Raw genomic sequence first — 12,376 nt, forward strand, 5'->3', positions numbered from 1 at the left:
ATGCCCTGGGTACTACGGGTCAATCATGTTCAGCTCTTGGTGCTGCTCAGCAAGGTCTGTTTGCACAGGTGGCCGAAGCTGACGAACTCGACGTTGTCACCACCGACGCCGATACCGGGGTATTCCAGTACTTCCATGCGCCACACGCCATAGTTGAAATCGGTACGCCAGGTGTTCTTGTAACCCTGGGCGTAATCGACAAAGGTGGTCTGGAAATCACCGGAGCAGGTGCCCACATTGATCGTGCCAGACGCTTGCCCCGAACTGCCGGTCGCCGCCGAATACGCCTTGTAGACGATATCGCCGTTGGCCGGGTCGATCCGCTGGTCGAGATAGACGATCGGGTGCAGGCCCACCAGCGGTGCACCGGTGCTGTCCGACAGGCCCATGGTCCAGGTCAGGTCACGATAGGCTTGGGTGGTCATGTAGCCGTAGCCCACGTCGGAAGCCGAATACGGGATGCGCAACACGTTCGCCTCGCCCTTCACATCCGGGCTGTTCACCCGCGGGTTGGAACCGAACGACAAGTTGTACTTGCCGGTCGCGCTCCACGGCTCGTTCGGGTGCTGGTTCGGCCGCACACGCACCTTGACCACGCCACCGACACCCGGGCTCGTGATCGAGGTCGACACGACGTTGGCCCCCACGGTGACCCACTGGGCGCCATCGAAACGCTCGAGGATCCACTTGTTGCGCGTGCTGCCACTGGTCGCATCGGCCGTCAGCGCAATACCCACACTCTGGCCACGGACGGCGGTGAAATCGAAGTAATCGACATCATCCAGGCTGTCGGCGTTGCCGTTGATGTAGTTGAGGGTGTCCGGCAGTTGGAAGGCCGTGTCCGGGGTGTCATTGGGTTCGAACGCATCAAGGTTGGTATCGACCGCCACACCGAACTGGAAGCTCGAGCCCTGGACCGCCGCGTTGGCTTCCATGAACCAGTAGTAATCGCCGGCCGGCACCACGCCGCCAAGGCTTTCATCGCCCGTGCCGGGGTTATTGGAGGTGCCCAGGGGCAGCGGATTGCCCTGGCCATCGTCCTGGAACAGCGACAACGACATGTCGGTGCCTGCGGTCTGGTTGACCAGCAGAACATTGATCCGCGCCTTCTGCGGCAGGTTGAAGTGGTAGCACAGCAGGTCGCCGGTTTGCACGCCATCGATCGTGTAGAGCGAGTTGATGTCCAGCGTCTGCTCACAGCCCTGGACCAGCGCAGCCTGTACGGCAGGCGCCGACTGGGCCGTGGTTTTCTGCAGCTTGGTCACCCTGGCCGGCGCAGTGTTGTCTTCCACCACCGAGTCAGCCTTCGCCTTGGGGGCAAACAGGGGTTTCTTCTGCTGGGCACCCGCCAGCAATTGCTGCTTGAGGGCAGCCGTCGCCTTGTTGGCCTTGATCTTCGCAGCGTTTTTCAAGCCTTGCTTGACCGCAGGAGGCGCCGCTTGCGCAGCCAGGTGAGGGTATTGTTCAGCGAGGGCAAAGGCCGAGACAAAGCAGGTGGCCGCCATGGCCGCGCCGAGCATAAAGGCTTTTTTCGATTTCATTTTTTATCCATCCATAGTTAAAAACTGAAGGTCAGGTGACATCCGGTCACCTGGGATGGAATGTAGGATAAGACTGGATGGATGTACAGTATTTTTATGGAAAAATGCAGACTCTTTCAAATAGGGATGTCGGCCCATCTACGCCAAACAGTCCAAACGACTGTTGCGATAACCCAAATAAAGCCGACGTAATAGGGCCACAACACCCAACGTTTCAGTCCTAATGGAACAGACGCCAGCTCGGCCTCGGTCACAACGCCTGCTTTCACATAGCGAGCTGAGTCAGACAGGAAATCAAACATCAACAGCATGCGGTATTGCCTGTCGAGCCATCGGTTTCGTCTCCAAAATCGCTTATTGGCGCGAACCCTTTCGTTATGACTGAAATAACCTTCTACCTCGTCGAGTTTTGTATATTCGGCAAACAGCGCCAGCCCCAAAACGACAAACGCCCCCACAAAATGCACAATGGTGAAGGCAAGAAAAAACGACACGATTAAGCCCCCTCTGGCTCGAAGATCAAATCACCGTTGACCTCCAGGATCTTTCCACCCAATAACGCACCTTCATCACCTAGACCAGAGCCTACCGCCTGCCCACCCGCAGCGCCGCCAATAACTGCGCACGCAAGCGCACCTTGTCCCTTCATCGAAATACCCAAAAATAGGTGACAAGCACGAAGAGCGAAGGCTGCACCATACTTTCCCCCGACAGCAGCCCCAGCCACTCCCCCCACCAACCTCCCCGTCTCCACATACTTCGCCCTCCTGCACTGCGCCTCCCGTTCCGTCACACACGCCTCCTTGATCTCCAGCCCCGTCACGCCCACGTCCAGCGCGATCCCAATGAAAGTCCCGTTACCCAGCCACTTGGACATCTGCGCAATCTCGCGCATGCGCTGTGCATACCCCGCAATCTCGCCTTTATGCAGATAGCTTTTGGTCGAAATCCCCAGCACCTTCTTCAACGACTCATTGCCCTGCAACCCCGTGCCGCGCCTTGCAGTTGCAGATCCAAGCGCCGGAACAACGCCTGGCGCTGTTTGATAAAGCCATCCCGGTCCAACGCACCGTCCTTCAAGCGCTGATGCAACCGCTCGATGTCCTCCAGGGTCTGCGCCACCTCGTCCAGATGCCGTGACCAGGCCGATGTCGAACTGCCGATCCCAATAGAACCGTAGGCCATGAAGCTCTGCAGCAAGTCATAGTTGCCGATCAACTCCGTGCCCGCCGAGGTATTCATTTCCAGGTTGCGACGAACTGTTTCCGCATGACGCATTAACCAGGCTTCTTCGCCGGAACAGCTCACGCTGTAGGCATCGGGAATAATCACCAGTTGCCCCGGCGCGACCAGGCCGGGGCGCAGGTGCCGGTTCAGCACATCAAAATGATCGGAGCGTTGTCGGCTCGGGGCGCCCCCCATCAGGAGGGATTTCAAACTGGTGTAGTCCGTTGCGCGGTCGTTGATATAGCTCTGCGCCATGCCCTACATCCGAGATGCAAAGAATATGGCGTCGAAATATAAGCAAGCACCTACGCCCCGAACACAAGCGCAGGTGGTCTGAATTGCATTTGGGAAGTTGCCTACTTAACGAAGAAACAGCACCTACAGAAACAACCCTAATATCCGGTCATCTCCAGGTACCCCACCCCACCCTCAAACCGCACCGGCCCTTCCCAGTACGGAATACTCAGGTTCATCCAGGCCTTGGGGTTGACGGCCTGGGTGCTGATATCCAGCTGCTTGCCGGGAATCTTCAGCGACCAGCGTGTAGGAATCTGGCGGCCGTCGATCGTCGTGGTGTCCCGCGGTGCCAGTTGGATATCGGCGTTGTGCAGGGTCTGGGTGTGGCCTTCGCGGTCGATCCAGGTGCCGGTCAGGTAGGACGCGCCGTCGGTTTGCCGCACCCGAAACAGCATCAACTGCTCGCCACGGTCCAGGTGCAGGGAGAACCAGTCCCAGCCGGTCTGGCTGGCGGTCAGCGGTTGGCTGCTCCATTCGCGGTCGAGCCACGCCGGGCCGCTGACCTGATACGTCTTGCCGTCGATGCTGACGCTGCCCTCGGCGGTAAAAAACGGCTGGCTGTAGTAGTACGACGCCTGGCCCTGATCGGATTTTCGGCTGTAGCCATGGTCGCCTTGCAACACCAATGGCCGGCTGGAGGTGAGGCGCAGGTCGTAGGCAAATTGCGCACCGCTGGCCTTGAGTTGCATGTCCGCCAAGGCGCTCGCGGCACCGGGCTGGCTGGCGAAATTCCAGTCGTCGATCCAGGCGTTGAACGGCGCTGCCTGCGCCCCGGCCTGGCCGACGCCGCCGCGGGCGAAGCGTTCGGCAGCGTAGTGGCGAGTGGCGGAGGTGACGGCGGCGTGGCCGAGCCATACGGTCGAGTCGTGCCAGCCCGCTTGGGTCGGCCCGGCCTTGAGGGCGTTGCGAAACAGCGTCCATTGCACGCCGAACACATTGCCCTGGGCGTCCTTGAGGTTGGCGGTGACGTACCACCACTCGATCCGAAAGCCATCGTGGGGGCCATGGTCCTCGGGAAAGCTGAAGACCTTGCCGGGCAGCACCTGAGCAAAGTCGGCCGCGTCACTGCCCAGACCGGCGAAGCTTTCCGGCGGCGCAGGTTGTTGGTCGCACGCGCCTAGCAGCAACAGAAGAAGCCCTGTAGGAGCGAGCTTGCTCGCGAAAAACGTCAACGATAACGCGGGCATTCCGGATGCACGCGGCGCTCTCGGTTTTTTCGCGAGCAAGCTCGCTCCTACAGAGAGTACAGCCAGGAACAGGGGCTTAATCTTCATGGGCAAACGTCCTCAACAAATCCGCCGGACGGCTGCGGTACAGCTGCCACAGCGGCCAAGCCGACGCCAGCAACGTGGCCAACATCGCCAGCCCCAGCAATTGTGCGAGCTGCCACGGGAACACTTGCAACGGCAGGCGCCAGCCAAAGGCCTGCACGTTGATCACCGCATCCAGGCACCACGCCAGCAACAGCCCCAGGGGCAATGCCAGCAGCAGCGTGAGCCCCGCCAGCAGCCAGGTTTGTCCCAGGTTCAGCAGCATCAATTGCCTGCGCGTCACCCCCAATGCCCACAGCGGGGCGAGTTGGCCGAGGCGGCTCTGGCTCTGGGTCAGCAGGCTGATGAACAGCGCCACGCCGGCCACGCCCAGGGTCAGGCTGTTGAGCGCGGCGGTGGCGGCGAAGGTGCGCTCGAACACCTGGCTCGACCAGCCCTTGAGTTGCTGTTGATCGACGATACGGCTGTCTTCCAGGGCAAAGGCGCGCTGCACTTCACCCACCAGCGGCGCCACGTTTTCCGGCAACACCCGCAGGTTGAATCGCGCCGGCGTCAGTGTCGGCCAGTGGGCCAGCAGGTGGCGGGCGTTGACCAGCATATGGCCCTTGGGGTTGCCGTAATCGGCGTACACCCCCACTACGGTGGGCGACCACACCCCCTGGGGCGTGGGAATGCTCAGCGCATCACCCAGCGTAACCTCCAGCCGCCGCGCCAGCTGTTCGCTGAGCATCAGGGTATCGCCTTGCTGCAACTGGTCCCACGGCGCCCTCGCCGCTTCCAGCAACGGCCAGTGCTGGCGATAGGTCGGGTCGTCGACCACGCCAAACAGATCCGCCGGCCAGCCCTGCAATTGCACCGCGACCTGCCAGGTGGGCAACACGGTTTGCACCAACGGTTGCTGCGCCAGCCAGGCGCTGAGTTGCTCTGCCTGGGCCGGGGTTTGCGGGTTGAGGTACAGCTCGGCGGTAAGGCGTTGCTCCAGCCAGTTATTGAAGGTGTGGCGAAAGCCCGAGGTCATGGAGCCCGCGCCGATATTCGCGGCCAGGGCCAACAGCAGCGCCATCAATGCCAGGCTCAGGGCCGGCAATTGTTGGCGGCAGTCAGCCAGGAACCATTGGCCGAGGACCGAACGGCTGCGCCCCAATACGGCCTTCAACAGCCCATTGAGCACGACCGGCAACCCCAGGGCGGCGCCGAGCAGCAAGGCCGCCATCAACACAAAGCCCGCCGCCAGGCTGTCGCCCAGCCATAACGCCCACAACGCGATCAGCAAGGCCGTAGCCGCGACCCAGCCCTGGCGCCGCAACCAGCGCCCATGGGCCTCGTGCCAGGCCTGGGCGTTGGCCAGCGCCAGCAACGGCAGACGCGCCGCGCGCCACAGGCTGCTGGCGCCGGCAAGCAAGGCGCCGAGCAGGCTCAAGCCCAACCCTGCCGCCCACCACCAGGGACTCAAGCTCAATTGGCCCGGCACCTCGGCGCCATACAAGCCACGCAGGCTGGCGGCCACATCCGGCAGCAACAGGCTGGCCAGCAGATAACCGCTGGCGACGCCGAGCACGCCCCCCAACAGCGACAACGCCCCCAGCTCCACCCCCAGGCCGAGGATCAACATCCGCGCACTCACCCCACAGGCGCGCAACGTGCGCAACAACCCGCGCCGCTGCTCCAGGGCCAGGCCGATGGCCGCGTGCACGATAAACAGCCCCACCACAAACGACAGGAAGCCCAACGCATCAAGGTTCAGGTGAAAGCTCTCGGTCAGCCGCGCGAGGTTATTCTCCTCGCCCTGCTTGAGCTGCAGCCCGGCGGGCGGTGTGGGATGGCGAGCGGCGAAGGCCTTGTCCACCAGCAGGCGTGAGAGCTGGCCGGGCATTTCCAGCAGCGCCTGGGCAAACCCGATATCGGTGAGCAACAGGCCGGGCGCCATATCCGCCTGGACCTGCAACGGCGGCAGGCGCTGCCCAGTCAGCGTGAGCGGTTGCTGGCCCTCGCGCAGCCCCAGGGCCTGCAAGGTGTGCGGTGCAATCCAGGTACGCCCCGGCGGTTCAAAGAAGGCCAGCATCTGCGCCTGGCTCAGGCGCTGCCCCGCCACCGCGCCGCTGCCGGGCAACGACAGTGGTTCGATGCCCATCAATTGCAGGCGCACGTCCTCATGCCCCTTGAGTTGCAGCCGCCCCTGCACCACCGGCGACACCGGCCACCCGGCACGACGCAGTTCGGCAAAGCGCGTTTGCGCGAAACTGGCAGCGTCCGACGCACTGAGGCTGGCCTGGGGTTCGCCGCCGATCAATTGGCTGGCGCGCGCGTAGCTGTCGCGGGCCTGGCTGTTAAGGGCCTGCACCCCGGTCAGCAGCGCGGTGGCCAGCCACAGGCCGGTGAGCACGCTGAAGAACTGCACCGGATGGCGTCGCCAATGGCTGAGCAAGGCACGCAAGGTCCAGTAGAACACCCTCACGTCGGCATGACCTGTCCGTGATGCAGCACCACTTGCCGGTCCAGGCGGGCGGCGATGCGTGGGCTGTGGGTGACCATCAACAGGCTGGTGGGACTGTCGCGCAGCAGGTCCAACAGCAGTTGCAGCACCTCATCGCTGGTGGCTTCGTCGAGGTTGCCGGTGGGCTCGTCGGCCAACAGTAAACCTGGGCGCGAGGCCAACGCCCGCCCCACCGCCACCCGTTGCTGCTGGCCGCCCGAGAGTTGTTCCGGGTAACGCTTGAGCAAGTCCCCCAGGCCCAGGCGTTCGACCAATTGCGCCTGCCACTGCGGGTCAAAACGCCCCGCCAGGCGGGCCTGGAACGCCAGGTTGTCGTCGACGCGCAAGCTGCCGATCAGGTTGAACTGCTGGAACACCAGGCCGATTTCGGTACGCCGCCAGTGGGCCAGTTGCGCCTCGCTCATGCGGTCAAGGCGCTGCTCACCTACCAGGATGCTGCCGCCGTCCACCCGATCAAGCCCGGCAACCAAGTGCAGCAGCGTGCTCTTGCCGCTGCCGGACTCACCCATCAACGCCAGGCTGCTGCGCGCTCCCAGGTGCAAGTCGACCCCCGCCAACACCGCCAACGGGCCTTGGGGGGTGGCGTAGCTTTTGAAGACACCTTGCACCTGCAACATGGGAGCACTCATCGGATGGCTGGCAATCGAGAATAACGGCTGAGGATCAAGGCCACGCAAATTTTTCACATGCTTTTCACCGGCCGCCCACCCACCGCACTTTAAATTGCCGGCCATGCGTCACTCGTCGGCAACTTTTTAGTTGTCACGCCTGGCAACTTCTAACCGCAGCATGTTCAGCGAAAAGACAGCCACCCTGTGACAGCCTCGCGCTTCACTTCGGGCACTTGCCGACAAGTTGCGCCTAATTAATACAACACAGCCGATAGTGACCATGGTGAATGTAGTGGTTGACCTTACCCTGATTAAACCACGCTCGCGCCGAGCCTTTTTCAAGCGCCTCAAACCGCTTTGGCTCGGACTTGCCGTGCTCGCCGTGCTGCTCACTTGCGCGCTGTTCTGGCCGACTTCCCCGCGGGACCTTGGCGTCGGCAACCGCCTGCTGACCTCCCAGGTGCTGCCGCTGTGGCGCGACGGCGACCTGATCGTACTGGTGCGTCATGAAGAGCGCTGCGACCGTTCGAGCAACCCGTGCCTGGGCCCGGTGGAAGGCGTGACGATCAACGGCAGCCAACACGCCGAAAACCTGGGAAAAGCCTTTAAATCTCTGGGCATGGACGGCACCGACGTACTCTCAAGCCCCGCCATTCGCACGGCCCAGACCTCGCGTTTCATGTTCGGCAAAACCGACATGACCTCCAGCGAACAAGCCGTCTGCGGCAAGGCCATGGGCGAAGAACTGCTCAGCCACAAACAGGCTGGACGCAACCTCGTATTCGTCACCCACAGCGGTTGCATCGCCGACTTTGAAACCGCCCTGGGCTTCCCCCACGCCACGTTTTCCGAGTACGGCAGCGCGCTGTTCGTGCAGGTGCTGGCCAACGGCAAGTTCAAGGCCCTGGGCATCATGAAAAACCAGGACTGGCCTGCCGCGCTTAAACAAATCTAAGTCATTCCCTTCCCGCCGCTACGGCTTATGTTCAGCAAAAAGACAGCCCTGTTCTGGCATGTTTAGTTGCGTCCTTAATTAAGGTCGTTATGACTATTTCCTGTTATTTAGTGACCGCTGTGACGACTTTCGCCATTACTTCATTAGTTGAAAAAACCACCATCAGACGTCAAGGAGCGACGTTTTCATGACTCGCCTGAAACCCCTGCCGGTACTCTTGCTGGCCTTCGTCGCGTTTTATCTGTTGCCACTGGGCCTGCACGGTTTGTGGATACCGGATGAAACCCGCTACGCCCAGATCAGCCAGGAGATGCTCCTGAGCGGCAACTGGGTGGCACCGCATTTCATGGGCATCCGCTATTTCGAAAAACCGGCCGCCGGTTACTGGCTGATCGCCCTGGGCCAGGCCGTGTTTGGCCAGAACCTGTTCGGCGTGCGCATCGCCTCGGCCCTGACCACCGGCTTGAGCGTGCTGCTCGCTTACCTGATCGCCCGTCGCCTGTGGAACGACCCGCGAAAAAGCTTCGCCTGTGCCCTGCTCTACCTGAGCTTTGGCCTGGTGGCCGGGCAAGCGGGGTATTCCAACCTCGATCCGCAATTCACCTTGTGGGTCAACCTGAGCCTGGTGGCGCTGTGGTTTGCCCTCGACAGCAGCACCCTGCGCAACCGCCTGGGCGCTTGGGCCGTGTTGGGTTTTGCCTGTGCCATGGGGTTCATGACCAAGGGTTTCCTGGCGTGGGCGCTGCCGGTGCTGATTGCCGTGCCCTATATGCTCTGGCAGCGGCGCCTGGGCGAGTTGCTGCGGTATGGCCCGCTGGCCATCGGCGTGGCTGTGCTGGTGTGTTTGCCCTGGGTGCTGGCGATCCACACTCAGGAACCGGATTTCTGGCGCTTCTTTTTCTGGAATGAACACATCCGCCGCTTCAGCGCCGACAACGCGCAGCACGTGCGACCCTGGTGGTTCTTCCTGCCGATCATGGCGGTGGCTTGCCTGCCGTGGGCCGGGCTGCTGCCCAACACCCTGTACCAGGCCTGGAAAGAAAAGCGCCAACCGGCAATCGCCTTCCTGGCCCTGTGGTTGCTGCTGCCCCTGGGCTTGTTCAGCCTGAGCAACGGCAAGCTGCCGACCTACATCATGCCGTGCCTGCTGCCCCTCGCATTGCTGATGGGGCATACCCTGAGCGAGCTGGTCAGCCAGGGCAAAACCCGCACCCTGCGCCTCAATGGCCTGTTCAACTTCATGATCGGCATGGCCGCCATGGTCGGGCTGATCTACCTGCAAATCGCCCGGCCGCTGTACAGCAACAGCCATGCCGAGATGTTCAGCCTGTCCCTGGCGTTTATCGTGCTGCTGGGCTGGATCCTCACCAACCTGCTGCAAAGCGTGCGGCCGCTGACGCTGTGGGCGATGCCGGCCCTGGGCATCGGCCTGCTGGTGGTGCTGTTGCCGTCGAGCATGCCGGCCTGCATCGCCGATAACGAAATGCCCGACCAATTTGTGCTGGAACACCTGGATGAGCTGCAGCACACCCACGCGCTGCTGAGCAACGAACTAGGGAGCGCCAGCGCCCTGGCCTGGCGTCTGCAAAGACCCGACGTGGCGCTGTATGACACCGAAGGCGAGTTGCGCTACGGCTTGCGGTACGCCGGTGCGGTCACACGCAAAGTGGAGCTGGAACAGGTTCAGGGCTGGCTCAAAGAGGCGCGCCAGCACGGCTCGGTCGGCGTGCTGCTGCGGGTCAACAGCACCAGTGAAATGCGCGAGGCCGGGCAATTGCCGCCCGGAGGCAAACGCTATTACAAGGGCTACCTGGAACTTATCCTCTACCCGCAGGCGCCATGATGCCCGGTTATTTCAAGACCGAACGCGGCGCCCTGCTGCTGTTGCTCGGCGTCTCGGCCCTGCTGCTGCTCACCGGCCTGGGCGCACGTGACCTGTGGGGCCCGGAAACCCGCTGGGCGAATATCGCCTTGCAGATGCTGCAAAGCGGCGATTATTTCGACCCGTACCTCAAGGGCATGCCCTATTACGACAAACCCCTGCCCTCCTACTGGCTGATCACCGGCGCGGCCCACCTGGTGGGGGGCCTCGGCCCCTGGTCGTTGCGCCTGCCATCGGTGATCGGCGCGTGGTTGAGTGTGTGGCTGGTGTACCTGATCGGCGAACGCCTGTTCCGCAAGGGCACCGGGCTGATCGCCGGCTGGATGCTCGCCACCACGTTCTACTTCCTGTTCTGGGCCCGCGTGGCCACGGCGGATGTGCTCACCGTGTGCGGCGTGCTGGCGGCCGTCGCCTGGTATTGGCGCGGCCCCGACGACACACGGCTGTGGCGCTACACGGTGTTTTTCCTGTTGCTGGCCCTGACGTCGTTGTTCAAGGGCCTGATCGGCTTCGTGCTGCCCGGTCTGGTGCTGTTGCCGCACCTGCTCGGCGAACAGCGCTACAAGCGCCACCTCAACCTGCGCCTGCTGTTGGCCGTACTGATCGCCGCCGCGGTGTACGCCGTGCCCTTCGTGCTGTCGCACGTCTACGGCGCCCCGACCTATGGCGCGAGCGGCCTGGCCTTGGTATTCCGGGAAAACGTGGTGCGTTTCTTCGACCCCTTCGACCATATGGGGCCGATCTACACCTACCTGATCTACCTGCCCGCCTACACCCTGCCCTGGACCCCGTGCTGGCTGCTCGGCCTGTGGCTGGCCGTGCGGCACTGGCGTCACACCCCACCGAACGTGCGCTGGCTGGTGGGGGGCCTGGGCCTGCTGTTTGTGTTCTTTACCGCCAGCGGCAGCCGGCGCAGCTACTACGTACTGCCGCTGGTGCCGTTTGCCCAGTTGCTGGCGGCGTGGTGGCTGAGTGAACGCGTGTGGAAAAAGCCCGCCAGTTGGCCGTGCTGGCAGAAGGCTCTGGGGATCGCTGCCGCACTCATGCTGTTGATCCTCGGCGTGGCCTATCCCTGGTCCAACGGCAACGGCGGCGTGACCCGCTTCGCCGAGGATGTGCAAGCCGAGGCCGTGAAAAGCGCGCCCTGGAACCAATGGCAGATGGTGCTGGTGGAAGTCGACAACAAGGTTCCGATGTACCTGCAAAATGGCGGCAAGCCGTTCTACTACATCGCCGAAACCCAGGACTTTCCCCGCCAGGGTGACACCGCTGCCTTCATGGCCTGGCTGGAAAAAACCAGCGGCCAGGCCTTCGACCCGCACCGTACGATCATCGTCGCGCAGTTTTCCAAGGATGATCCGGCGCCGCTGGCATTCCTGGGTGCGGATCATCAGGTGATCAGCACCCAGCCGGCCAACGGCGAGCGGTTGTTTCAGAAGCGTGAGGATGGGAGTGTGGCGTTTATCCCGAGACCACGCCGACCGTAGGTGAGCGACGTGGGCAGCGGATACAACCGCCAGTAAAACCCGATTATTTTTGATTCAGGGCGGAATAACCTTCCTTGCTGAAGGTAACCAAGCGGTATACCTCGGATTTCTGATCCAGAGTTCCATCACCTGGCGACCTGCTCTGATGCCTGGATAGACTCGGATCGCTATCAATGTAGTTGACCGCATGCGCCAAGCGATAATTCGCATCGGCACGAGACTCAGGGTCTTGGTTGTCGGAGGTAAAGTCGCCTACCTGTTGCTTCAGATTGTTGGTCAGCCTATCTCGGCTCTCTCGCCCATTAGGGGTTGCATCGTCGCTTCCCGACAAAATTGTCCGGTTCAGGATAGGGTTATCGTATTGGATTTGCTGAGCGTTGCGCTGATCACCCTCGGGCCTACGCTCGTCACGGGTCGGCAGGCCTGGCATCTTCTCACCTGAGACAGCAGCTGCTGCGTAAGGGGAGGATTGAGAAACGGAGTTACCAATAGAAAGAGTCATATACACCTTTTTTATCAACATTAAATTGTGCCAACACGGTGCTCTTAACGCATACCGGGGCACGGCACCTTATTGGTGAACGCAAAGAAATGGTTCCGTAACAGGTGAG

General features: G+C 62.1%; 9 protein-coding genes and 1 pseudogene. 3 read left to right on the forward strand and 7 right to left on the reverse strand.

Annotated elements, in window-relative coordinates; genetic code table 11:
• Nucleotides 1–29: 29 nt before the first annotated feature.
• From BB029_RS18120 to BB029_RS18145, 6 genes and pseudogenes are all read right to left on the reverse strand, one after another.
• Nucleotides 30–1,541 carry a hypothetical protein gene (locus BB029_RS18120; protein ID WP_065940220.1) on the reverse strand — a complete coding sequence of 504 codons (1,512 nt, stop codon included), beginning with the start codon at nucleotides 1,539–1,541 and terminating at the stop codon, nucleotides 30–32.
• A 116-nt stretch (nucleotides 1,542–1,657) separates the two neighbouring features.
• Nucleotides 1,658–2,035, reverse strand: coding sequence for a hypothetical protein (locus tag BB029_RS18125; RefSeq protein WP_065940221.1), 378 nt, complete (start codon nucleotides 2,033–2,035; stop codon nucleotides 1,658–1,660).
• A 2-nt stretch (nucleotides 2,036–2,037) separates the two neighbouring features.
• A pseudogene (locus BB029_RS18130) lies at nucleotides 2,038–3,023 on the reverse strand (hypothetical protein).
• A gap of 137 nt (nucleotides 3,024–3,160) precedes the next feature.
• Nucleotides 3,161–4,252 carry a lipocalin-like domain-containing protein gene (locus tag BB029_RS18135; protein WP_065940222.1) on the reverse strand — a complete coding sequence of 364 codons (1,092 nt, stop codon included), beginning with the start codon at nucleotides 4,250–4,252 and terminating at the stop codon, nucleotides 3,161–3,163.
• Between the two features lie 76 nt (nucleotides 4,253–4,328).
• The gene (locus tag BB029_RS18140) at nucleotides 4,329–6,791 is read right to left on the reverse strand and encodes an ABC transporter permease (RefSeq protein WP_065940223.1); all 2,463 of its coding nucleotides are present in this window, start codon (nucleotides 6,789–6,791) and stop codon (nucleotides 4,329–4,331) included.
• Nucleotides 6,788–7,447 carry an ABC transporter ATP-binding protein gene (locus BB029_RS18145; protein WP_065940224.1) on the reverse strand — a complete coding sequence of 220 codons (660 nt, stop codon included), beginning with the start codon at nucleotides 7,445–7,447 and terminating at the stop codon, nucleotides 6,788–6,790. The genes BB029_RS18140 and BB029_RS18145 overlap by 4 nt, the downstream gene beginning before the upstream one ends.
• A gap of 274 nt (nucleotides 7,448–7,721) precedes the next feature.
• Between BB029_RS18145 and BB029_RS18150 the strand changes: the two genes are divergently transcribed.
• From BB029_RS18150 to BB029_RS18160, 3 genes are all read left to right on the forward strand, one after another.
• Nucleotides 7,722–8,396 carry a histidine phosphatase family protein gene (locus BB029_RS18150; RefSeq protein ID WP_065940225.1) on the forward strand — a complete coding sequence of 225 codons (675 nt, stop codon included), beginning with the start codon at nucleotides 7,722–7,724 and terminating at the stop codon, nucleotides 8,394–8,396.
• Between the two features lie 187 nt (nucleotides 8,397–8,583).
• A complete protein-coding gene (gene arnT, locus BB029_RS18155) occupies nucleotides 8,584–10,239 on the forward strand; it encodes a lipid IV(A) 4-amino-4-deoxy-L-arabinosyltransferase (protein WP_065940226.1) in 1,656 nt (551 codons plus the stop codon).
• Entirely contained in the window at nucleotides 10,239–11,765 is a 1,527-nt protein-coding gene (locus BB029_RS18160; RefSeq protein ID WP_065940429.1) for a glycosyltransferase family 39 protein, read from the forward strand. Before arnT ends, BB029_RS18160 begins: the two co-directional genes overlap by 1 nt.
• A gap of 43 nt (nucleotides 11,766–11,808) precedes the next feature.
• On the opposite strand, the gene BB029_RS32965 is transcribed toward BB029_RS18160, so the two are convergent.
• Nucleotides 11,809–12,267 carry a hypothetical protein gene (locus BB029_RS32965; protein WP_141696564.1) on the reverse strand — a complete coding sequence of 153 codons (459 nt, stop codon included), beginning with the start codon at nucleotides 12,265–12,267 and terminating at the stop codon, nucleotides 11,809–11,811.
• Between the last annotated feature and the right edge of the window lie 109 nt (nucleotides 12,268–12,376).

Origin of the sequence: Pseudomonas sp. S3E12 (genome assembly GCF_001702295.1) — a bacterium.
In the GTDB taxonomy this organism is placed as follows: domain Bacteria; phylum Pseudomonadota; class Gammaproteobacteria; order Pseudomonadales; family Pseudomonadaceae; genus Aquipseudomonas; species Aquipseudomonas marginalis.